This is a genomic window from Bacillus sp. z26, from assembly GCF_058313635.1.
In genome coordinates this window covers 364,423-387,173 of sequence record NZ_JBZFQM010000002.1, presented here as the reverse complement: position 1 = coordinate 387,173, position 22,751 = coordinate 364,423, and the positions used below count along the sequence as shown (strand labels likewise).

The 22,751-nt window shown below is 37.9% G+C and carries 24 protein-coding genes; all 24 read left to right on the top strand.

From position 1 onward, the window contains the following. Nucleotides 1–203 precede the first annotated feature (203 nt). The 24 genes from sucC to fliL all read left to right on the top strand — a co-directional run bounded on the left by sucC (nt 204) and on the right by fliL (nt 22,722). On the top strand, nt 204–1,364 hold the full coding sequence (sucC, locus tag AC4G3K_RS07080; RefSeq protein ID WP_491132898.1) for an ADP-forming succinate--CoA ligase subunit beta: 1,161 nt from the start codon (nt 204–206) through the stop codon (nt 1,362–1,364). Nucleotides 1,365–1,382: 18 nt separating this feature from the next. Next, nucleotides 1,383–2,285 (top strand): succinate--CoA ligase subunit alpha, encoded by a 903-nt coding sequence (gene sucD, locus AC4G3K_RS07075; RefSeq protein WP_491132897.1) that lies wholly within the window; start codon nt 1,383–1,385, stop codon nt 2,283–2,285. A gap of 82 nt (nt 2,286–2,367) precedes the next feature. After that, nucleotides 2,368–3,237 (top strand): DNA-processing protein DprA, encoded by an 870-nt coding sequence (gene dprA, locus AC4G3K_RS07070; RefSeq protein WP_491132896.1) that lies wholly within the window; start codon nt 2,368–2,370, stop codon nt 3,235–3,237. 269 nt (nt 3,238–3,506) lie between these two features. Then, nucleotides 3,507–5,582 carry a type I DNA topoisomerase gene (gene topA, locus AC4G3K_RS07065; protein WP_491076880.1) on the top strand — a complete coding sequence of 692 codons (2,076 nt, stop codon included), beginning with the start codon at nt 3,507–3,509 and terminating at the stop codon, nt 5,580–5,582. Between the two features lie 168 nt (nt 5,583–5,750). Continuing rightward, complete coding sequence (gene trmFO / locus AC4G3K_RS07060) at nt 5,751–7,055, top strand: FADH(2)-oxidizing methylenetetrahydrofolate--tRNA-(uracil(54)-C(5))-methyltransferase TrmFO (RefSeq protein WP_491076881.1); 1,305 nt, start codon at nt 5,751–5,753, stop codon at nt 7,053–7,055. 57 nt (nt 7,056–7,112) lie between these two features. Further along, nucleotides 7,113–8,015, top strand: coding sequence for a tyrosine recombinase XerC (xerC, locus tag AC4G3K_RS07055; RefSeq protein ID WP_491133244.1), 903 nt, complete (start codon nt 7,113–7,115; stop codon nt 8,013–8,015). A 41-nt stretch (nt 8,016–8,056) separates the two neighbouring features. After that, nucleotides 8,057–8,599 carry an ATP-dependent protease subunit HslV gene (hslV, locus tag AC4G3K_RS07050; RefSeq protein WP_491076882.1) on the top strand — a complete coding sequence of 181 codons (543 nt, stop codon included), beginning with the start codon at nt 8,057–8,059 and terminating at the stop codon, nt 8,597–8,599. A gap of 16 nt (nt 8,600–8,615) precedes the next feature. Next, a complete protein-coding gene (gene hslU, locus AC4G3K_RS07045) occupies nt 8,616–10,031 on the top strand; it encodes an ATP-dependent protease ATPase subunit HslU (protein WP_491076883.1) in 1,416 nt (471 codons plus the stop codon). 134 nt (nt 10,032–10,165) lie between these two features. Next, entirely contained in the window at nt 10,166–10,942 is a 777-nt protein-coding gene (gene codY, locus AC4G3K_RS07040; RefSeq protein WP_491076884.1) for a GTP-sensing pleiotropic transcriptional regulator CodY, read from the top strand. Nucleotides 10,943–11,614: 672 nt separating this feature from the next. Next, nucleotides 11,615–12,007 carry a flagellar basal body rod protein FlgB gene (flgB, locus tag AC4G3K_RS07035; RefSeq protein WP_491076885.1) on the top strand — a complete coding sequence of 131 codons (393 nt, stop codon included), beginning with the start codon at nt 11,615–11,617 and terminating at the stop codon, nt 12,005–12,007. A 2-nt stretch (nt 12,008–12,009) separates the two neighbouring features. Beyond that, nucleotides 12,010–12,528 carry a flagellar basal body rod protein FlgC gene (locus AC4G3K_RS07030; RefSeq protein ID WP_491076886.1) on the top strand — a complete coding sequence of 173 codons (519 nt, stop codon included), beginning with the start codon at nt 12,010–12,012 and terminating at the stop codon, nt 12,526–12,528. A gap of 26 nt (nt 12,529–12,554) precedes the next feature. Further along, nucleotides 12,555–12,857: a flagellar hook-basal body complex protein FliE gene (gene fliE, locus AC4G3K_RS07025; RefSeq protein ID WP_491077189.1), complete on the top strand. Its 303-nt coding sequence runs from the start codon at nt 12,555–12,557 to the stop codon at nt 12,855–12,857. Between the two features lie 116 nt (nt 12,858–12,973). Then, complete coding sequence (gene fliF, locus AC4G3K_RS07020; RefSeq protein WP_491076887.1) at nt 12,974–14,566, top strand: flagellar basal-body MS-ring/collar protein FliF; 1,593 nt, start codon at nt 12,974–12,976, stop codon at nt 14,564–14,566. 14 nt (nt 14,567–14,580) lie between these two features. Beyond that, nucleotides 14,581–15,600 carry a flagellar motor switch protein FliG gene (gene fliG, locus AC4G3K_RS07015; protein ID WP_491076888.1) on the top strand — a complete coding sequence of 340 codons (1,020 nt, stop codon included), beginning with the start codon at nt 14,581–14,583 and terminating at the stop codon, nt 15,598–15,600. Further along, entirely contained in the window at nt 15,593–16,357 is a 765-nt protein-coding gene (gene fliH, locus AC4G3K_RS07010; RefSeq protein WP_491132895.1) for a flagellar assembly protein FliH, read from the top strand. The genes fliG and fliH overlap by 8 nt, the downstream gene beginning before the upstream one ends. Next, complete coding sequence (gene fliI / locus AC4G3K_RS07005; RefSeq protein ID WP_491076890.1) at nt 16,354–17,664, top strand: flagellar protein export ATPase FliI; 1,311 nt, start codon at nt 16,354–16,356, stop codon at nt 17,662–17,664. Before fliH ends, fliI begins: the two co-directional genes overlap by 4 nt. Nucleotides 17,665–17,668: 4 nt before the next feature. After that, nucleotides 17,669–18,109: a flagellar export protein FliJ gene (fliJ, locus tag AC4G3K_RS07000; RefSeq protein ID WP_491076891.1), complete on the top strand. Its 441-nt coding sequence runs from the start codon at nt 17,669–17,671 to the stop codon at nt 18,107–18,109. Between the two features lie 14 nt (nt 18,110–18,123). Beyond that, the gene (locus AC4G3K_RS06995; protein WP_491076892.1) at nt 18,124–18,750 is read left to right on the top strand and encodes a MotE family protein; all 627 of its coding nucleotides are present in this window, start codon (nt 18,124–18,126) and stop codon (nt 18,748–18,750) included. Nucleotides 18,751–18,783: 33 nt separating this feature from the next. Next, on the top strand, nt 18,784–20,115 hold the full coding sequence (locus AC4G3K_RS06990; RefSeq protein WP_491132894.1) for a flagellar hook-length control protein FliK: 1,332 nt from the start codon (nt 18,784–18,786) through the stop codon (nt 20,113–20,115). 11 nt (nt 20,116–20,126) lie between these two features. After that, complete coding sequence (gene flgD, locus AC4G3K_RS06985) at nt 20,127–20,762, top strand: flagellar hook assembly protein FlgD (protein WP_491076894.1); 636 nt, start codon at nt 20,127–20,129, stop codon at nt 20,760–20,762. A gap of 18 nt (nt 20,763–20,780) precedes the next feature. After that, entirely contained in the window at nt 20,781–21,170 is a 390-nt protein-coding gene (locus tag AC4G3K_RS06980; RefSeq protein WP_491076895.1) for a TIGR02530 family flagellar biosynthesis protein, read from the top strand. Nucleotides 21,171–21,252: 82 nt separating this feature from the next. Continuing rightward, nucleotides 21,253–22,038: a flagellar basal body rod protein FlgG gene (flgG, locus tag AC4G3K_RS06975; RefSeq protein ID WP_491076896.1), complete on the top strand. Its 786-nt coding sequence runs from the start codon at nt 21,253–21,255 to the stop codon at nt 22,036–22,038. A gap of 47 nt (nt 22,039–22,085) precedes the next feature. Further along, nucleotides 22,086–22,307: a flagellar FlbD family protein gene (locus AC4G3K_RS06970; protein ID WP_491076897.1), complete on the top strand. Its 222-nt coding sequence runs from the start codon at nt 22,086–22,088 to the stop codon at nt 22,305–22,307. Then, a complete protein-coding gene (gene fliL, locus AC4G3K_RS06965) occupies nt 22,297–22,722 on the top strand; it encodes a flagellar basal body-associated protein FliL (RefSeq protein WP_491076898.1) in 426 nt (141 codons plus the stop codon). The genes AC4G3K_RS06970 and fliL overlap by 11 nt, the downstream gene beginning before the upstream one ends. Nucleotides 22,723–22,751: the final 29 nt, after the last annotated feature.

Genomic DNA, 22,751 nt, shown 5'->3' with positions numbered 1-22,751 from the left:
GGCATGCTAAATAAGGGCTGATGAAGAGGAAATGCAGCCTTTATTTAGTATGCTTTTTAATTTAATTGATGTAATAGTAGGTAAAAAAATTACCGATATTTGGAGAAAACGCTTTAAATTATTGGACTTTGAATACTAGTTTTAATACAATGAAAACGCAATATAGTTTTTATAGTCTGAAAGTTTTGATGGGAGGATAAGAAATGAATATCCATGAGTATCAAGGTAAAGAGATCCTCAGACAATACGGGGTAAAGGTTCCTAATGGAAAAGTTGCTTTTTCAGTAGAGGAAGCGGTTAATGCGGCAAGTGAACTGGGAACTGCAGTTACTGTTGTAAAAGCGCAAATCCATGCGGGAGGAAGAGGGAAAGCTGGTGGCGTCAAGGTTGCCAAATCGCTGGATGAGGTTCGTACATATGCTGGTGAAATACTCGGCAAAGTATTGGTGACACATCAAACAGGTCCTGACGGCAAAGAAGTAAAACGCTTACTTATTGAAGAAGGGTGCGATATTAAGAAAGAATACTATATTGGTCTTGTTCTTGACAGAACCACTTCAAGAGTCGTGTTAATGGCTTCTGAAGAAGGTGGAACTGAAATTGAGGAAGTTGCTGAAAAGACACCGGAAAAAATCTTCAAGGAAGTTATTGATCCTGTAATCGGATTGACTCCATTCCAAGCTAGAAGAATAGCTTTTAATATTAATATACCAAAAGAATTAATCAATAAAGCAGTTAAATTTATGGATGGTCTTTATACTGCGTTCATCGAAAAAGATTGTTCCATAGCTGAAATCAATCCTTTGGTTATCACAGGTGACGGTGAAGTAATGGCTTTGGATGCTAAGCTGAATTTCGACGAGAATGCTCTTTATCGCCATAAGGATATTGTCGCATACCGTGATATTGAAGAAGAGGATCCAAAAGAAATTGAAGCTTCGAAATATGATTTAAGCTATATTTCTCTTGATGGAAATATTGGCTGTATGGTTAACGGTGCAGGGCTTGCTATGTCCACAATGGATATTATAAATCACTATGGCGGGACTCCTGCAAACTTCCTGGATGTTGGAGGCAGTGCTACGGCTGAAAAAGTTACAGAAGCATTTAAAATTATCCTTTCAGACAGCCATGTTAAAGGGATTTTTGTAAATATATTTGGCGGCATAATGAAATGTGACGTTATTGCAGAGGGTGTTGTCGAAGCAGCCAAGCAAATTGGCTTGCAGGTTCCGCTGGTAGTACGTTTGGAAGGAACGAATGTGGAACTTGGCAAAAAGATATTAGAGGAATCTGGTATTAATGTCACAGCGGCAGAATCAATGGCTGATGGTGCACAAAAAATCGTTTCGTTAATAGGCTAAGACTGGAGGATAAATGAAATGAGTGTATTTGTTAATAAAGATTCAAAAGTAATTGTACAAGGTATTACTGGCTCTACGGCCCGTTTTCATACACAGCAAATGCTTGAATATGGTACTAAAATTGTAGGCGGTGTAACACCTGGTAAAGGTGGTACGGAAGCTGAAGGTGTTCCTGTATTTAATACTGTAATTGAAGCAAAAAAAGCAACAGGCGCCAATGTTTCCGTTATCTATGTTCCGGCCCCTTTTGCAGCTGACTCCATTCTTGAAGCAGTTGATGCGGAATTAGATCTTGTCATCTGTATTACCGAACATATTCCTGTGTTGGATATGGTGAAGGTAAAACGGTATATGGAAGGTAAGAAAACACGTCTGATTGGGCCAAACTGTCCGGGAGTAATTACTCCGGAGGAATGCAAGGTAGGAATCATGCCTGGTTATATTCACAAAAAAGGGCATATAGGCGTCGTTTCCCGCTCTGGTACATTAACTTATGAAGCCGTGCACCAACTAACTCAGGCAGGCTTTGGGCAGTCTTCAGCGGTCGGTATTGGCGGAGACCCTGTCAATGGAACAGATTTCATTGATGTTTTAAAAGCTTTTAATGAAGATCCAGAAACGTATGCGGTTATTATGATTGGTGAAATAGGTGGTACAGCTGAAGAAGAAGCAGCGCAATGGGTCAAAGAAAATATGACAAAACCTGTTACAGGGTTTATCGGGGGTCGCACTGCTCCTCCAGGAAAACGAATGGGCCATGCGGGTGCCATTATTTCGGGTGGAAAAGGGACTGCCGATGAAAAAATCCGTGTGATGAATGAATGCGGCATAAAAGTGGCAGAAACTCCGGCTGTAATGGGCGAAACTATGTTGCGTGTACTAAAAGAAAAAGGGCTTTACGATCAGTGTAAAACTCATTAATTTATCAAGACAGCCTCCCCTTATCCTAATTAAGGGGAGCGTCTTTATATATATTTCAAAAAAAATATGAGGTGAAACTGTTATGGATGAATGGAAGAACAGACTTGTACATCTTGACCATTGTCGGGGTGTAAGTTGGAAGGCCAAATATCGTATATTAAAAAATGATCCAAATCTCCGAAAAATATATGACCAGCCGTTCAGATATTGGATGGAAACACTGGAGTTACCCTCTTCGAAAACATCTTTATTTATAAAAGACCTCCAAAATAAAGACCTTCAAAAAATGCCTTCTATTTATGAAAAAAACCACATTCACTGTATTACATTTCTGGACCATTTATATCCCCGTCAACTTTCCGTTATTTATCAGCAGCCGTGGGTTTTATACTGTAAGGGAAATCCTCAGCTCTTGCATAATTCCAGAATATTAGCCATAATAGGTAGCCGTGCCCCTACGGATTATGGAAAAAAGATGGTGAATTATCTGATTCCGGATTTAGTTAAGGCTGATGTATGTATTGTAAGTGGGTTGGCAAGAGGGATCGATTCTCATGCACAGTTTAAGGCACTGCAAAGTGGCGGAAAGGTTATTGCTGTTATTGGTGGAGGGCTTTTCAATATATACCCAAAAGAAAATACAGCACTTGCCGATTCAATTGTGAAAAATGGGATCGTACTATCTGAATATCCACCCATCATGAAACCAGAACCCTGGCATTTTCCAATGAGAAACCGAATTATCAGCGGATTATCAAGGGCTATATTAGTGGTAGAGGGGAAACAAAGAAGCGGGACATTCATCACAATTCAACATGGTTTGGAACAGGGAAAAGATATTTATGCAGTTCCTGGAAGTGTGTTTTCTGAACTGTCTGCCGGCCCGCATGAATTGATAAAAGAAGGCGCCAAATTAATCAATCATGCTAATGATATTCTCTACGAGTGGTGATGGCCTTGAGGTCTCTGATGACATGTATGAATGAAGATAATCATTTTTAGCTATCTCATAAAAAACTATTTAAGTTGCAAATTTATGATTTCTGTTATACATTGTGCATCAGACAAGGTTTTTTGAGTCACGAGGAGTATTCAGATTATATTGATTGTTGTCAATAGTTTAAAATCCTTATAAACATACCATTGACAGATGTAAATCAATACCTTCATAATCATACATGCATAAATATAGAGAATGATACCCTCTTAAGGAGGAAAGAAATGGCGGATTATTTAGTTATAGTGGAATCGCCTGCTAAAGCGAAAACCATTGAAAAATATTTAGGAAAAAAATATAAAGTTAAAGCATCCATGGGTCATGTACGTGATTTACCGAAGAGCCAGATGGGTGTAGATTTTGAAAAAAATTATCAATTAAAATATATCACTATCCGCGGTAAAGGTGATGTACTAAAAGAATTAAAGACAGCCGCAAAAAAAGCTAAGAAAGTCTATCTCGCAGCTGACCCCGACAGAGAAGGGGAAGCAATCGCATGGCATTTGGCTCACAGCCTCGGCGTGGATGTAAGCTCTGATTGTCGTGTTGTATTCAATGAAATAACGAAAGACGCAATTAAAGAGTCATTTAAACATCCAAGACCAATTAAAATGAATTTGGTTGATGCTCAGCAAGCGAGAAGAGTATTAGACCGTATTGTGGGGTACAGCATTAGCCCAATTCTTTGGAAAAAAATAAAGAAAGGCTTAAGTGCCGGCCGTGTGCAATCCGTTGCTGTACGTCTAATTATGGATCGTGAAAAAGAAATTGAGGCCTTTAAACCGGAAGAATACTGGTCCATCAATGGATCGTTTCTGAAAGGAAAAAAGGATTTTGAAGCTAACTTTCATTCAATCAATGGAAAGAAAGTTCCATTGCAGTCAAAAGAAGATGTTCAGAATGTACTTTCAAAAGTTAATGGAAACGAATACTTAGTGCAATCGGTAACTAAGAAGGAGCGAAAACGTAATCCCGCACCTCCGTTTACAACTTCGTCCCTGCAACAGGAAGCAGCTCGTAAACTTAATTTCAGAGCAAAGAAAACGATGATGATCGCTCAGCAACTGTATGAAGGTATTGAGGTTGGTAAAGAAGGAACTGTCGGTTTAATCACGTATATGAGAACTGACTCTACAAGGGTTTCTGAGACTGCACAAAATGAGGCGAAAGAATGGATTAAGTCTAAGTTCGGTGAAGATTATCTTCCAAGTACCCAGAGGAAGGATAAGCAGACAACTGGAGCGCAGGATGCCCATGAGGCAGTGCGGCCGACCGGTGTGGTCAGAGAACCTTCCGTGATGAAGCAATATCTTTCTAAGGATCAATTCCGTTTATATAAACTAATATGGGAACGGTTTGTTGCCAGCCAGATGGCGATTGCTATTATGGATACTATGGCTGTAGATTTAAAAAATGGTGATGTCGTATTCAGAGCAAATGGGTCAAAAGTAAAATTTGCCGGTTTTATGAAAGTATATATTGAAGGCAATGATGATAATAATGAAGAAAAAGAAAATTTACTGCCTGATTTGAAAGAAGGGGATACTGTATACTCGAAAGATATCCAGTCAAATCAGCATTTTACTCAGCCGCCTCCTCGTTATACAGAAGCAAGGCTGGTTAAAACACTTGAGGAATTAGGAATCGGCAGGCCATCAACTTATGCACCAACCCTTGACACTATACAAAAAAGAGGCTATGTAGCTTTAGATAATAAACGTTTTATTCCGACAGAGCTTGGTGAGATAATAGTCGAGGTCATGAGTGAATTTTTCCCAGACATCCTGGATGTGGAATTCACGGCTAAAATGGAAAATGAACTCGATAGTGTAGAAGATGGGGAAGTTGAATGGGTCAATATTATCGATCATTTCTATAAAGAATTCGAGAAAGATTTAGCCAAAGCTGAGGAAGAAATGAAAGAAATCGAAATAAAGGATGAACCAACTGGCGAAACATGTGAAGAATGTGGATCACCCATGGTGTACAAAATGGGTAGATACGGCAAGTTTGCGGCGTGTAGTAATTTCCCTGATTGCCGGAATACGAAGCCAATCGTCAAAGACATCGGTGTAAAATGTCCGAAATGCGATGCAGGTAATATTGTCGAACGAAAAAGCAAAAAACGACGTATCTTTTATGGCTGTGATCAATATCCTGCCTGTGATTTCGTTTCATGGGATAAGCCGCTTCAAAGATCTTGTCCTAATTGTGAGGGACCGCTGGTTGAGAAAAAACTAAAAAAAGGCGTACAGGTTCAATGTATTAATTGCGAATATAAGGAAGAACCACAGAGTTAAAGAGGGAAGGGCTAATAAAGGCTCTTCCTTCTTATCCTTAAGTAAGAGGTAAAGGGATTCCTGAAACTTTTTCGTAACAAAAACGTATAACAAATATCACAGATTTCCATAAATCTGTTACATGAATTTATGAGTTAAGTAATAAACATAGCTGGAGGGTATACATAAATGAAAAGAGTAATAGTAGTTGGTGCCGGATTAGCAGGAAGTGAAGCAGCCTGGCAATTGGCTGAGAGAGGTATAAAGGTTGATTTATATGAGATGAGACCCGTGAAACAAACTCCGGCACACCATACGGACAAGTTTGCTGAATTGGTTTGCAGTAACTCTTTGCGTGCTAATACTTTAACAAATGCGGTTGGAGTATTAAAAGAAGAGATGCGCCAATTAAACTCAATCATTATAAATTCCGCTGATTATTGTTCTGTACCAGCTGGAGGGGCCCTTGCCGTTGACCGACATGAATTTGCGGGCAAAGTAACTGATACATTAAAAAATCATCCGAATGTGACCATTCACAATGAGGAATTAACTGAAATACCCAATGATGAAATAACAATTATTGCAACAGGTCCCCTAACTAGTGAACTGTTATCAAAAGAAATCAGTCAATTAACCGGTGAGGATTACTTCTATTTTTATGATGCGGCGGCTCCAATTATAGAAAAAGATAGCATTGATTTAAACAAAGTGTATTTGAAATCAAGATATGATAAAGGGGAAGCAGCTTATTTAAATTGCCCGATGACAGAAGAAGAATTCAATACTTTTTATGAAGCGCTAATTGAAGCGGAGACTGTTCCATTGAAAGAATTTGAAAAGGAAATTTTCTTTGAAGGATGCATGCCGATTGAAGTAATGGCAAAACGTGGGAAGAAAACAATGCTGTTCGGTCCGATGAAACCGGTTGGACTGGAAGATCCGAAAACGGGTAAACGTCCATATGCGGTTGTTCAGCTTCGTCAAGATGATGCAGCAGGAACATTATATAATATTGTTGGATTTCAAACTCATTTGAAATGGGGTCCGCAAAAAGAAGTAATCAGATTGATCCCTGGACTCGAAAATGCTGAAATTGTGAGATATGGTGTTATGCACAGAAATACCTTTATCAATTCACCTAAAGTGTTGACAGCTACCTATCAATTAAAAGCTAAACCTAATTTATTCTTTGCGGGACAAATGACCGGTGTTGAGGGATATGTAGAATCGGCAGCTTCTGGTCTGATTGCAGGAGTCAATGCAGCACGGCTCGCTTCAGGACAGGAACCAGTAATCTTCCCTCAGGAAACAGCAATGGGAAGCATGGCCCACTATATCACGTCTACAAACGCCAAAAATTTTCAGCCGATGAATGCCAATTTTGGCTTATTCCCTGACTTGGGCAGAAAGATTAGATCGAAGCAAGAGCGAGCGGAAGCACATGCTGAAAGAGCATTACAAACAATTCGGAACTTTTTGAATAGTTTGTAAAGTATTTGCAAGGGTTACTATAGTGTGTTAATATTTAGTAACCTGTGAGGGGTGGCTATTTTGAATATTGAAACTTCTTTAAAATTTTATATAAAGTATTTACAAATCGAAAAAAACTATTCAAAATATACTATTGCATATTATCAAAAGGATATAGAGGAATTTTTTTTGTTCATGAATGAGCAAGTTATTTCAAATATAAAAGCAGTCACGTATCCTGATGCTCGATTATATGTTACCAATCTCACTGAACGTAATTTATCTAAAAGAAGCATCAGCAGGAAGATTTCTTGCTTACGATCATTTTATAAGTTTCTGATGAGGGAAAATATTGTGGACGAAAATCCATTTGCTATGCTTTCGTTACCAAAAAAAGAACAGAGGCTGCCTCGGTTTATGTATGAAGAAGAGATGGAAGCTATTTTTTCAACTATTGATCATACTACCGATTCAGGTAAGCGAGATCTGGCTTTATTAGAACTCTTATATGCAACAGGCATGAGGGTAAGTGAATGCTGCAGCGTAGAACTGGGTGATTTAGATTTTACTCTCATGACTGTCCTTGCCCATGGTAAGGGGAAGAAGGACCGTTATATTCCTTTTGGTGAGTATGCTAAAAAAGCATTATGGGAATATATTAATGGTCCGAGAAATGAATTGTTAAAAAAAGCAGCACAATCTCACGGGTATCTGTTTGTTAATCAAAGAGGCAACCCTTTAACGCCAAGGGGTGTTCGGTATATTTTGTCCAATATCATTGATAAAGCTTCTGTTAACAAGCATCTTTACCCACATATGTTACGGCATAGTTTTGCGACACATCTTTTGAATAGCGGTGCGGATATACGCTCTGTGCAGGAATTGCTTGGACACTCAAGCATACAAGCCACACAGGTTTATACGCATGTCAGTAAGGAAAGACTAAGAGAAGTTTATAGAAACAGCCATCCAAGAGCTTAAAGAAATATTCATAGCCTTAATCTTAATGAGGGAGTTGTATTATGGAACAATTTCATGCTACTACAATTTTTGCAGTACAACATAATGGGGAATGCGCTATGGCCGGAGATGGCCAGGTAACAATGGGGAATTCTGTTGTAATGAAACACACTGCAAAAAAAGTAAGAAGATTATTCAATGGAAAAGTTTTGGCCGGTTTTGCAGGTTCGGTTGCAGATGCCTTTTCATTATTTGAAATGTTCGAAAGCAAATTGCATGAATATAATGGTAACTTACAACGTGCGGCGGTTGAACTCGCCAAATCCTGGAGAAGTGATAAAGTTTTACGTAAGCTTGAAGCTATGCTAATCGTAATGGACAGGGATAATATGCTTTTGATTTCCGGTACAGGAGAGGTGATTGAGCCTGATGATGGTATATTGGCAATTGGTTCCGGCGGGAATTATGCGCTTTCCTCCGGCCGTGCCTTAAAACGATTTTCTGGTGAAAGTATGACAGCGAGAGAAATTGCTCATGCTTCATTAACAATTGCATCTGAAATTTGTGTATATACGAATTCTAATATTATTTTGGAAGAGCTATAAACAAAGGAGGATCCTAATGAAACAGGACAATAAAAATCTAACACCAAGACAAATCGTAGAGAAATTGGACCAATACATAATTGGGCAAGCGGATGCTAAAAAAGCGGTGGCTATTGCGTTGAGAAACAGATATAGACGCGGTCTCTTAAAAGAAACCCTGCGTGATGAAGTTGTACCTAAAAACATTCTCATGATTGGACCAACTGGTGTTGGTAAAACAGAGATAGCTCGCAGAATAGCCAAGATAGTAAAAGCGCCTTTTATTAAAGTGGAAGCAACTAAATTCACAGAAGTCGGTTATGTGGGGCGTGATGTGGAAAGCATGGTGCGTGATTTAGCTGAAACGTCCATAAGGCTTGTAAAAGAAGAAAGAATGCTTGAAGTGAAAGATAAAGCATTAGAAAATGCCAATACTCGAATTGTCGAATTGCTAGTACCTTCAGGTAAAAAGTCTTCTTCCTTTAAAAACCCTCTTGAAATGATTTTTGGTACGTCAGGGGATACTTCCAATGCGACTGATCAAGATAATCAGGAAGATGAAAGAAATATCTACGAAAGACGCAGATTAATAAAAGAACGTTTATTAAATGGTGAGTTGGAAGAAGATATGATTACGATTGAGGTAGAAGAACAGCCCCCTTCTATGTTCGACATGCTTCAAGGATCTGGTATGGAACAAATGGGTATGAATATGCAAGATGCTTTCAGTAATCTGCTGCCTAAAAAACAGAAAAAAAGAAAAATGGCTATTAAAGATGCGCGTAAAGTTTTGGCAAATGAAGAAGCGCAAAAATTAATCGATATGGATGAGGTAACTCAGGTAGCTATTGAGAGAGCTGAGCAGACTGGTATTATCTTTATTGATGAAATCGATAAAGTAGCAAGTAAAAGCGGCGGGACTTCTTCAGCTGATGTATCGAGAGAAGGAGTTCAAAGAGACATACTTCCTGTTGTAGAAGGTTCAACAGTTGTAACGAAATATGGAACTGTTAAAACCGATCATGTATTATTTATTGCTGCAGGAGCTTTTCATATTGCGAAGCCTTCTGACCTTATACCTGAACTGCAAGGCCGTTTCCCAATCAGAGTAGAGCTAAAAAAATTATCTGTGGATGATTTTTATAAAGTATTAATAGAACCTGATAATGCGTTAATTAAACAATATATTGCATTATTAGAAACAGAAGGTATACAAATTGAATTTTCAGACGAAGCTATTCGTAGGATAGCTGAGGTTGCTTTTGAAGTGAACCAAAACACGGATAATATTGGAGCGAGAAGATTACATACTATTATGGAAAAGCTGTTAGAAGACTTATCATTTGAAGCGCCTGATATTACGATGGGGAAAATTACGATTACTCCTCAGTATGTGGATGAAAAACTGGGTGCAATATCTAAAAATAAAAACTTAAGTGAGTATATATTATAAATAGTTAAATGTTTCAGATTATTGCTCGAGGGTACAATTAATTAGTTACATTTTACTCTTTTCCCTTATCCTGTTCACTCAAATACACTAATTAAATATCCCATAAAAGAAGACATTATAGGAGGAAGAAAAAAATGGATTTACTGAATAAGACTAGAAAAATAAACTCGATGTTGCAAAAAACAGGTGGAAAGCAAGTGAGCTTTAAAGAAATGGCTGAAAGCTTAAGTGAAGTCATTGAAGCGAATATCTTCGTGGTCAGCCGTAGAGGGAAATTACTTGGTTTCCAAATAAACCAGCAAATCGAAAATGAGCGTATGAAGAAAATGCTTGAAGATCGTCAATTTCCAGAAGAGTATACGAATAATCTTTTCAATATTAAAGAAACCTCTTCCAATATTGATGTTGAGAGCGAATATACAGCGTTCCCTGTGGAAAACAAAGAATTGTTTAAGGCTGGTTGGACGACTATTATACCGATCGTAGGCGGAGGCGAGCGTCTGGGTACATTAATCCTTTCCCGTGTAGAACAAAAATTTGCTGACGATGATTTGATTCTTGGCGAATATGGCGCTACAGTGGTTGGAATGGAAATTTTGCGTGAAAAAGCAGAAGAAATTGAAGAAGAAGCAAGAAGTAAAGCTGTTGTACAAATGGCTATCAGTTCTTTATCCTACAGTGAATTAGAAGCAATCGAGCATATTTTTGAGGAATTAAAAGGAAATGAAGGTTTGTTGGTTGCTTCCAAGATTGCTGATCGTGTAGGAATTACCCGTTCAGTTATTGTTAACGCATTAAGAAAATTAGAAAGTGCCGGTGTTATCGAGTCCCGATCTTTAGGTATGAAAGGTACGTATATTAAAGTTCTGAATGCTAAATTTTTGAATGAGCTCGAAGCATTAAAACGCTAAAACTTAAAATATAAAAAACGAAGTCAAATCTTAGACTTCGTTTTTTTATTATGAGAACTAATAAGATGGACTGAGTTCCGTCTTACCTGGTTGCACAATTATTTGTCAGGCCAGAGCCCTTAACGTCCAAAGCATTTGTTAATGGGATTCCTTTAGAGAAGTCATGTATAGCTGAGCATATCTTTCGTAGTCTTATGTAATAATGTGAATTAACTTATTTTGTCTCCCGAAATATTAAGTAAGAGGAAAAGAATTTATTCCTGCTGAAATTTGATTAATGTACTAAGAACCTAACATAAATATAGAAAAAATTCTTTAGTAAAACCGAAGTCAATTTAAAGACTTTGGTTTTTTTATTTATAAGAAATACTAATAATTTCTAAATATAAAGAAGAAATATCGACAAAAAACCGTAAAATCCAAAATTATTCAACAAAATAGGACTATTGTACTTATCATTTTTAACATATTTTCTTTAATATAAAATATGACATATATTTTAAAAATGTGACTAAAATGTAATATTTGTACTATAAAAATAAAAAAATGTAATATTATACTGGTGAAAATAAGTGAATAGAGTAGTAAATAGAAAAATTATCCATTATATAGAATGTACAGCCGTTAAAATGAGTAACATAGAAGACTTTTTATGATGGAAAGGGTGAGATAATGAAGTTATTTTCCAATACTGTCAGCTTACTTGAACAGGGGCTTAATTATTCTTCATTAAAATCGAAAGCAATCTCCCAGAATATTGCGAATGTGGACACGCCTAATTATAAAGCGAAGAGTGTAAGTTTTAAGTCTGTATTAAATCAAGCAACAGAGATCAATGATCAATCATTTAAAACTGACAGCAAACATTTTGAATTTAAAGAGAAAGAAAATATAGATTTACAAGTCACCAGTAAAAACGCGAATTACAATAGTGCGGGGAACAGTGTGGATATGGACAGTGAAATGAGTGATCTGGCTACTAACCAAATCTATTACAACGCATTGGTTGAGCGACTTAACGGCAATTTTCAAACATTACAGAGTGTTATACGGGGAGGTAAATAAGTATGGGATTGTTTTCTGGCATGGATATTACATCGAGTGCATTAAACGCCCAGCGCCTGCGTATGGACGTGATTTCATCTAATATGGCCAATGCTGAAACCACTAGAGGTAAATATGTTGATGGACAATGGCAACCGTATCAACGGAAAACAGTTGTATTGGAAACCAGAAATAACGGGTTTTCTAATTATCTGCATTCAGCTATGAATAATACGGACCAATCTGCTGTCGGTAATGGGGTAAAGGTGACTGCAATTAAAGAAGACGTCAATATGGTTTACGATCCAGGCAATCCAGAAGCCAATGAGGCCGGATATATCGAGGAACCAGATTACAATTTAGTTTATGATCCCACCCACGCAGATGCTGATCCTGAAACGGGTTATGTTAAAATGCCCAATGTTGACCCTTTGCGTGAAACAGTTGATTTAATAAGCGCAACCCGCTCCTATGAAGCAAACGTTACAGTATTTAATGCTTCCAAAGGCATGATGATGAAAGCACTGGAAATAGGCAAATAATTAGGAGGATTTAAAATTTGGAACCTATTCAATTAAATAACGCTGTTTCTTCAGTATTAACTCAGAAGGAACCTAAATTAACAAATACTAATACACCATACGAGGCTCAAAATTCTTTTGCATCTGTCTTAAAAAAAACAATTGAAGAAATAAATGCAACTCAGCAAGAATCAGGAGCTATGACACAGAAACTAGTACTTGGAGAAGATGTTGATTTACATAATGTAATGATTGCATCACAGAAAGCGAGTGTAACACTGCAAGCTACTATGGAAGTCCGTAATAAAGCTGTCGAAGCTTATCAGGAAATTATGAGAATGAATATGTAAACATAATAATGAATTTGCACATAGTCCCAACGAAATTAATATTTCCCAACATACGACAGGGAAGTCTCTGTGGACGATAATATTGATGCAAGCCAGCTTAAGTTCGGGGGATCATGATGAAAGAATCGATTTATAAAATGGGAAACCAAATAAAGGATTATTGGAAGAGCCGTACAGGTAAACAGAAAACGGCCTACATTGGCATAGCAGCAGCACTGATCCTAATATCTGTTGCTACTGTTTTTCTTACTTCAAGAACTACGCTCGTACCGTTATATAGTAATCTTGCACCAACAGAAACAGGATCTATTAAAGAGAATCTGGATGGCAGAGGAATTGAGTCGGAAATAGCTGATGGTGGAAGTACAATACTGGTTCCAAGTGAAATGGCAGATACACTGTTAGTGGAACTGGCTGCAGAGGGAATTCCGAAATCTGGCAGCATAGATTATTCATATTTTAGCGAAAATGCAAGTTTTGGTATGACAGATAATGAATTTAATGTTATTAAACAGGATGCCATGCAAAATGAAATTGCGGGTCTTATTAAAGGGATTGAAGGAGTTCAAGAGGCGGAGGTTATTCTTACACTCCCTGACAAAGGGGTGTTCGTTAGTGATACGAAAGAAGAGGCTTCAGCCTCTATTGTATTAAATACCAAACCTGGCCAGGAATTTGAAGAAAATCAAATAAAAGCTTTATACCATTTAGTCTCTAAAAGTGTCCCGAATCTCCCTACAGATAATATCGTCATTATGAACCAATATTTTGAGTATTTTGATCTAAAAAATAATGGGAGCAGCAGTTCGGATAGCTTTGCCTCTCAAAATGAAATAAAAAAAGAGATTGAGAAAGATATACAACGACGTGTCCAAGGAATGCTTGGAACGATTATGGGTACCGATAAAGTTATTGTTTCTGTAACAGCAGATGTGGATTTTACCCAAGAGAATAGAGAAGAAAATCTTGTGGAACCTGTGGATGAAGAGAATATGGAAGGGTTGACGATCAGCGCTCAAAACTTATCTGAAACCTATACAGGGAATGCAGGAGCAGATGGTGGTACACCTATCACTGAAGATCCTTCAGACTCGCTTGGTTCGCAATATTTGGAAGGATCAAACGGGAACGGGGACTATGAAAAGACTGAAGAAACAGTTAATAAAGAGGTAAACAGAATACGTAAAGAGATTAGTGAATCACCATACAAGGTGAGAGACTTGGGGATTCAGGTAATGGTGGAACCTCCTAAAGCAGATGATACTAATTCTCTTCCTGAAGAACGGATTACAGATATTAGAGATATTTTAGGGACAATTGTTCGAACAAGTATAGATAAGTCCGAAAATAATGATCCGCTTACAGATGAACAATTAGAGGAAAAAATCGCCATATCGGTCCAGCCGTTTAATGGAAAAGTTACATTTGATGAACAATCGAAAGGCAGTATTCCATGGTGGGTTTATGTAATTGGCGGTGTTTTACTTCTAGCAATCATTGTGCTTCTTATTTTCATTATAAAATCACGTAAGAAAAAAGAATATGAGATAAATGAATATGAAGAACCAGTACCTCCTGTTTTGGTATCCAATATTGAGGATGAAGCAGAGTCAGAAGCGACTGTTAAAAGAAAGCAACTTGAAAAACTGGCGAAAGAAAAGCCGGATGAATTTGCGAAACTCTTAAGATCATGGATAGCGGAAGAGTAGGGGGTCAGAACAATATGTCTAGTAGAGATATAAAAAACGGGTTAACGGGTAAACAGAAAGCTGCGATTTTGCTTATTTCAATGGGACCTGATGTTTCGGCAAATGTTTATAAGCATTTGTCGGAAGAGGAGATTGAAAAACTGACCCTGGAAATTTCAGGCGTACGTAAGGTGGGCTCGAAAGAAAAAGAGGATATCGTCGATGAGTTTCATACAATCGCCCTTGCTCAGGATTACATTTCTCAGGGTGGGATTGGGTACGCCAAGACCGTTTTAGAAAAAGCATTAGGCAATGACCAAGCGCAAGCGATTATTAATAGATTAACTTCTTCCCTGCAGGTGAGGCCCTTTGATTTTGTTAGAAAAGCAGACCCGGGTCAAATATTAAATTTCATACAAAATGAGCATCCTCAAACGATTGCCCTAATTTTATCTTATTTGGAAGCGGGACAGGCAGGGCAAATATTATCCGAGCTTCCACATGATATGCAGGCTGACGTAGCCAAACGGATCGCCTTAATGGATAGTACTTCTCCTGAAATAATTAATGAAGTAGAACAGATTCTTGAAAGAAAACTCTCCGCGACTGTAACGCAAGATTATACACAAACCGGAGGAATTGAAGCAGTCGTTGAAGTTCTAAATGGAGTGGACCGCTCAACAGAGAGAACAATTTTGGAAGCTTTAGAAATTCAGGATCCAGAATTAGCTGAAGAAATTAAGAAACGGATGTTTGTATTTGAGGATATCGTCACCTTGGATAACAGAGCTATCCAACGTGTGATTAAAGATGTAGAGAATGATGATTTAATGCTGTCGCTTAAAGTGGCTAGTGAAGAAGTGAAAGAAATTGTTTATAAAAACATGTCCAAACGAATGGTTGAAACATTTACGGAAGAGATGGAATTTATGGGACCGGTTCGTCTACGGGATGTGGAAGAAGCACAGTCTAGGATTGTTGCTATCATACGACGCCTCGAGGATGCCGGTGAAATTGTTTTAGCCCGTGGTGGGGGAGATGACATTATTGTCTAGAATAATAAAATCCCATATGACGGATACACATGCACAAAATAAAAAGCTGATCCAAATCAAGAAAATTATGAATGAACAAAATGATTCCATTCGTAATGAAAATCCGATAACCCAGGATAGAGATCTTACCTTAATGGAAGCGACTGAAGAGGCAAAAGCCATTATATTGGAAGCTCAGAAACAAGCCGACCAAATCCAATTAAAGATTCATGAAGAAGTGGAACGCTGGAATATAGAAAAGCAAACTTTCATTGAAGATGCCAGACAGGAAGGGTATCTGACAGGCAAGAATCAAGGGCTAATGGATGCACAGAAAGAATATAAACAACTGCTGGATCTTGCGAAAGAGACTGTAGTAAATGCAAAAAAAGATTATCAGACTGCAGTGGAAAAGTCTGAGTTCACATTATTGAATCTTGGGATAAAAATAGCTGAAAAAATCATAAATCAACACTTACATGAAAATAAAGAAGATTACTTATTTATTGTAAAGAAGGCGATTAAGGAAGCAAGAGAATACAGAAATATTGAATTACATGTCCATCCGACTCATTATTCGTTTGTCCTTACAAATAAAAAAGAATTAATGGCACTATTTCCGAGAGAAACAGAATTCTATATCTATCCGAATGATGAATTAGATGAGAATGGGTGTGTGATAGAGTCTTCTAATGGCCGATTGGTAGCGAGTGTAGATGAACAGCTGGAACAAATCAGGATTAAGCTTCTGGAAATTCTTGAGGAGGGTCTCTCATGAATGTCTCTCTATTAATAGATCAAATTGATTATCTCGATACTTTTAAAAGGTATGGAAGAATTAAAAGAGTGGTAGGGCTTATGATCGAGTCTCAGGGGCCAGCCAGTTCAATTGGCGATATGTGTTTGATCCATACCGGAAAAAATCAAAAGATAAAGGCAGAAGTGGTGGGCTTTCGAGAAGAGATTGTTATTTTAATGCCCTATAGTGCTGTTAGTGAGATAGCTCCCGGTTCCCTTGTGGAAGCGACCGGGAAGCCGCTTGAGATTAAAGTAGGCACCGGTTTAATAGGAAAAACACTGGATGCAATTGGGAATCCCCTTGATGGAGGAACGCTTCCATATGGGTTATCCAGTGTGGTTACAGAACAAGATCCTCCAAATCCAATGTCCCGTCCGCCTATTGATGAAGGAATTGAGACTGGTGTCCGTATGATTGATAGCTTATTGACGGTAGGAAAAGGTCAGAGGGTTGGTATATTTGCTGGAAGCGGAGTTGGAAAAAGCACACTGCTTGGAATGGTTGCCAGAAATACCACAGCTGATTTAAACGTGATCGCTCTTGTCGGTGAGCGGGGGAGAGAGGTTCGGGAATTTATTGAGAGAGACCTGGGTCCTGTTGGATTGAAAAGATCCATTGTGGTAGTAGCTACATCAGACCAGCCGCCATTAATGAGAATAAAGGCGGCCTACACGGCTACGGCAATTGCGGAGTTTTTCCGAGACCGAGGATTAAATGTCATGTTGATGATGGATTCGGTTACGAGGGTAGCTATGGCGCAGAGGGAATTGGGATTGGCTGTTGGGGAACCGCCAACAACAAAAGGATATACTCCGTCTGTGTTTAGTATTCTTCCAAGATTACTGGAGCGAACCGGTACAAATAAGAAAGGCACGATAACCGCCTTTTATACGGTATTAGTAGACGGTGATGATATGAATGAACCTATTGCGGATGCGGTTAGGGGAATATTGGACGGACACTTTGTTTTAGACAGAGATCTTGCTAATAAAGGGCAATTCCCGGCAATTAATATTTTAAAAAGTATCAGCAGGGTTATGGCACATATTATAGACCCTGCTCACGCAAAAGCAGCTGAAAAGGTAAGGCAGTCCATGGCAGCTTATCTCGAAGCAGAAGATTTAATTAATATTGGTGCATATAAAAATGGCTCCAATCAAATCATTGATGAAGCAATTAAAAGATATCCGGAAATCATTGAATATTTAAAACAGGGTGTAAATGATAAAGTAACGAAACAACAGAGTATTGAACAATTGCGTTTATTAATGGGAATGGGTGGATGAATTCATGCACTACCAATATAAATTTGAAAAGATATTAACGATAAAAGAAAAAGAAAAAACTGATTCCGAGTCCAAATATACAAGCGCTGTAAAAGAGTTTGAATCAGAAGCTGAGCATCTTTTTCAAATGCTGAAAAAGAAAGAAGAGTTATTGGATTTACAATCGGAACAATTGAAGAATGGCTTATCTGTGCAACAGGTGAGGCATAATCAGCGTTTTTTAGAGAATCACGAAAAAATGATAGCGCATTATCAGAAGCGTGTGATGGAGACGCGATCAAAAATGCAATTCTATCATCAGCTTCTAATAGAAAAAAATGTAGAAGTAAAAAAATACGAGAAAATAAAAGAAAAAGATTTTCAAAGATATTTTAATAGGATGAAATATGAAGAAAATCGGCAGATGGATGAAATATCTATTCAACAATATATGAGCCGTTCATAATGGAGGCGTAGTAGTTGGATCGTAAGGAAGAACAGGAATATAAAGGATTAGGCAAATTGCAAATGTTTCTTATTATATTGATTGTTTTTATATTTATTGCTGGTGCTGTGTTAATTACAGCAACCATTTCAGGTAAAAATATAACTAAACAAGCCGATAAACTAACTAAGAGTATACCCTTTATAGGTGAAAAAGAAGAAACGGCAGAAACAGAACATCAAATAAAAGAAAACAATCAAGAGCTTTATGTGAAAGAGATAACGAAGATAAAGACCCAGCTAAAAGATAAAGAGGAAGAGGCAGCCAGCCTGGAAAAAATGTTGGATAACAAAGAGCAGGAACTGAAACGAAGTCAGCTAACCGTAGAGCAATTGGAGCAGACAATCTCAGAACTGGACTATAAAAAGGAAGAGAGCTCTAAGTCTTATAAAGATATAGTGGACACTTACGAAAAAATGGCACCTAAGCAAGCTGCTTTAATTGTGGCAGAAATGAATGAGAAAGAAGCTGTGAAAGTCCTTTCTTCAGTAACAACAGAAAGCCTGGCTGCCATTATGGAAAAAATGGATGCTAAAAAAGCAGCTGTGTTAATGGAAAAAATCACAGTTGAAAAAGGAAGCGATACAGAGAATTCGGAATAGAGTCAGCCTAAAAAATAGAAAGGAGGTGAATGAATGAATCAGACTGGTGTATTGCTTAACAATCCATTGGTAAAAACAACGGCTGTACCTAAAAATGACCCTATATTAATCAGTAAAAATTCTCAGGATAAGCCTTTTCAAAAAATGCTCCAAACTGAAAAGGGATTGGCTAAAGAAGAAAAACCAGAAATTCAGCTGGAAGATAATCAGAAAGAAAGTGTGGAATTGGATGATACTTTAAGTTTCCTCGAGAAAGAGGGGCTTGAAGAAATTGATGAGGCATTTGAGTTACTAACTCTACTGATTACCAATAATCAGGGTGACATCAATAACCTGGAATTTATTCAGCAACTATTAGGCAGTAATCCTTCTGAAACCATTAAAGAGGCGTTGAGTCAGCTAATAGAACTTCAAAGCACATTTAAACAAATCGATTTCACTAAATTCCCTCCTTCAAAAGAGGAAATTGAAACACTGACTGGCATTCTGGATAAGGGGCTCTCGAACTCGTATGAAAGTTTAACAAGTGAAAAACAACAGGCGTTCCTTACTCTGTTGAATGTAGGAAAATTGATTGTAATGAGCAATGATTATGTATTACCCAATCAAAAAGTTACAGAAAATGTAGGTCAACTGACTGTCCTTTTATCTAAATGGAATGAAAAATTATCAAGCATTCATGAAAAAGTACAGGAAACTCCTACTGAAACCAAGAACTATACTGTCTCCATAAGAGATATAGGATTAAAAGTGTACAATCAACAACCCGGGAAATTTTCACTAAACAACCAAAATAGCGGGACTCTTATACCATCCAATTTGATAACGAGTAAAAGTGCAGAAATACCGTTAAATCAACCTGTGATGATTGGCGAACTTCAATTGCAAACGCAACAGCAGAGTCCGGCTTTGGTCCTTGAAAAAAATGGACAGGCAGTAGGGGCAGAAGAGTTTATAAAATCATTTGAGTCCATTTTTTCGAGAGCAAATTATACGAATCAAAATGGAGTTCAGAGACTGTTTGTTCGATTAACACCTGAAAATCTCGGAACATTACAAATTGAACTCATGCAAAAAGATGGCCAAATGGTGGTAAAAATTATTGCGAACACTCAAAAAGGAAGAGAACTATTAGAATCCCAACTTCTCGGATTAAGAGTGTCCCTTGCTGCACAAGGCATTAATTTCGACAAAATAGAGTTTGAACAAACAGCAGAAACACAGTTTCAGGAAGAATCACCTTCTGAAAAGAGAAAAGATCAGAATGAAAGTCTGGCTGAGAATGACCTTGACGACAAGGAAGAAGAATCATACTCAGGCTTTTTAAGTGTTCTCGAAGACACGATGATTAATCAAGAGATATAGGAGGAGTTAAATTGACAACGATTGATACAAGTCTCTTATATAGTTCCCTGCAATCTCAACCAAGGGAAGTGAAGAATAACTTGGACAAGGATGATTTCCTGAAGTTATTACTGACTCAATTACAGAATCAGGATCCAACCAGCCCAATGGAAAATACGGAATTCATCGCGCAAATGGCAACTTTCTCGAGTCTTGAGCAAATGACAAATATGAATACGACATTAGAAAGCTTTATGAAATCTCAAAATCAAAATCTATTGATTACGTATTCTCAGTTAGTTGGGCAGGAAGTAACTTTTCATAAAATGGAAGATACAAACAATGATAGTGATCAAACTGAAGTTAAAGAAGGCACTGGCGTAGTAAAATCTGTTCAATTCGTTGAAGACAGTGTGAAATTTATCCTTGAAGACGGAACTGTTTTAGAGCCAGCAAACATTTCTTCTGTAAACGAGATTTCAGCAGGCAACAACCTTGCCGAAGCTAGCCGTTTAATAGGGAAACAAGTATCTTGGCTTGATGCAGAAGGAACAGAGCGTACAGCGCTTGTATCCTCAGTCTTTCAAAAGGATGGACAGGTTACCTTTGAGGTGAATGATGAAGCAAATACAGCCCTGCTTCTCAATCAGTTGATTAAAGTAGGATAAAGATAAGAGGAGAAGTCAATGGACCAGAGAATTATATACAAGCCGCCTGTACCGGTTGCTAATCCACTAAAAAAACAGCAAAAAGTACAACTGAAAAGTGGAAATGAATCATTTGAAAGCTTCCTTAGGCCCGCAATAGATCGTAGTAATAAAGGCATTACAATTAGTAAGCATGCCGAACAGCGAATTCAACAGCGGAATTTACAGATTAATGAACAACAGTGGGGCCAACTCGAGGAAAAGCTTGCAGAAGCAAGACGGAAGGGTTTAAGCGACTCACTGGTTCTGATGGAAAATGCAGCGCTTATTGTAAACGCCAAAAATAATACAGTGATTACAGCGATGGATAGAGCAGAAGCAGGCGCGCAAATTTTTACCAATATTAATGGGGCAATTATTTTAAATTAAAGTAGGAAATGGCTGGACCTCTTGTCGAGGAAGCCGGGGCTGTTGAATGACTGATACAGCCAAGTTGAAAGGGGAAAATACTATGCTACGTTCTATGTACTCTGGTATTAGCGGATTAAAAAACTTCCAAACAAAATTGGATGTTATCGGGAATAATATCGCAAATGTGAACACATATGGTTATAAAAAAGGCAGGGTAACTTTCAAAGATACAATGAGCCAAACTGTTTCAGGGGCAAGTGCTGCCACAGCTGAAAAGGGCGGAACAAATGCTATTCAAGTCGGGCTTGGGAGCTCGCTGGCATCTATTGATAATATCGATACCCAGGGAAGTGCACAAACAACGAATCGGACACTGGATCTTTCTATTGAAGGTGACGGATATTTTAAAGTTAAAAACGGTAATGCAGAATATTACACACGTGCAGGGAATTTTTATTTAGATGAAGATGGCGCGCTGGTTACGAGTGAAGGATATAAGGTTCAGGGGACTGCCGGCGATATTACGATCACTGATGTGGCGAGCTTCAGTATCGGACAGGGCGGCAAAATTACGGGTGTTAATGCCAATGGAGCTAATGTGGATCTTGGAACGATTGCTGTTACCAAATTCAATAACCCAGCCGGTTTAACAAAGACTGGCAATAATACCTTCCAGGAATCTGTTAACTCTGGCGGCCCTCTGGAAGGAACCGCAGACACCGGTGGTAGAGGGAAACTTTCATCAGGACGACTTGAAATGTCAAATGTAGATTTGTCAGAGGAGTTTACTGAAATGATTGTGGCACAGCGTGGTTTTCAGGCGAACACTCGAATCATTACAACTTCCGATGAAATATTACAGGAATTAGTAAATCTGAAAAGGTAATGAGTAAAGGAGGCAGGGGCTAAAGCTATTCTTTAGCCCTCCCAATTATGATATTGGTAACCAAATTAAATGGTAAGAACTATTATTTAAATGCTTTATATATTGAATCTGTAGAAGCTAATCCGGATACGACCATTACGATGACGAATGGAAAAAAACTGGTGGTAGCAACAGCGGAGAGAGAAATTATACATTCGATTAATCATTTTTATCGCAGCATAAATGTTTTAGGGCATCAGCATGATCGGGAGGATAATGATGAAGAATAAATGGATGACAATCATACTTGTTTTTCTGGCAACTGTTTCTTTGCTGGGGGTTGTCGGAGTAGTTATCTTGATGAATGATTCAAACGACTCTTCAGATAAAGTACCGAGTATTGATGAGGTTATTGAGTATTCTGTTGAAATACCCGAAATTACGACTAACCTATCCGATAATACGTTAATCCGTGTAACGTACATGATGGAAACAGACAATAAAAAAGCTAAAGAAGAATTGGAAAAAAGAATCTTTCAAGTAAATGATATTGTGATCAAGGAATTAACGGAAATGAAAGCTGATCAACTGAATGATAAAAAAGGCAAACAGGAGTTCGAAAATAAACTTAAGTCACAAGTAAATGGGTTAATGCAAGAAGGTAAGGTTATCGAGATTTATACAACCTCGTCCATTCTCCAATAAAAAAGCGAAGAACATAAAAGTATCTGAAA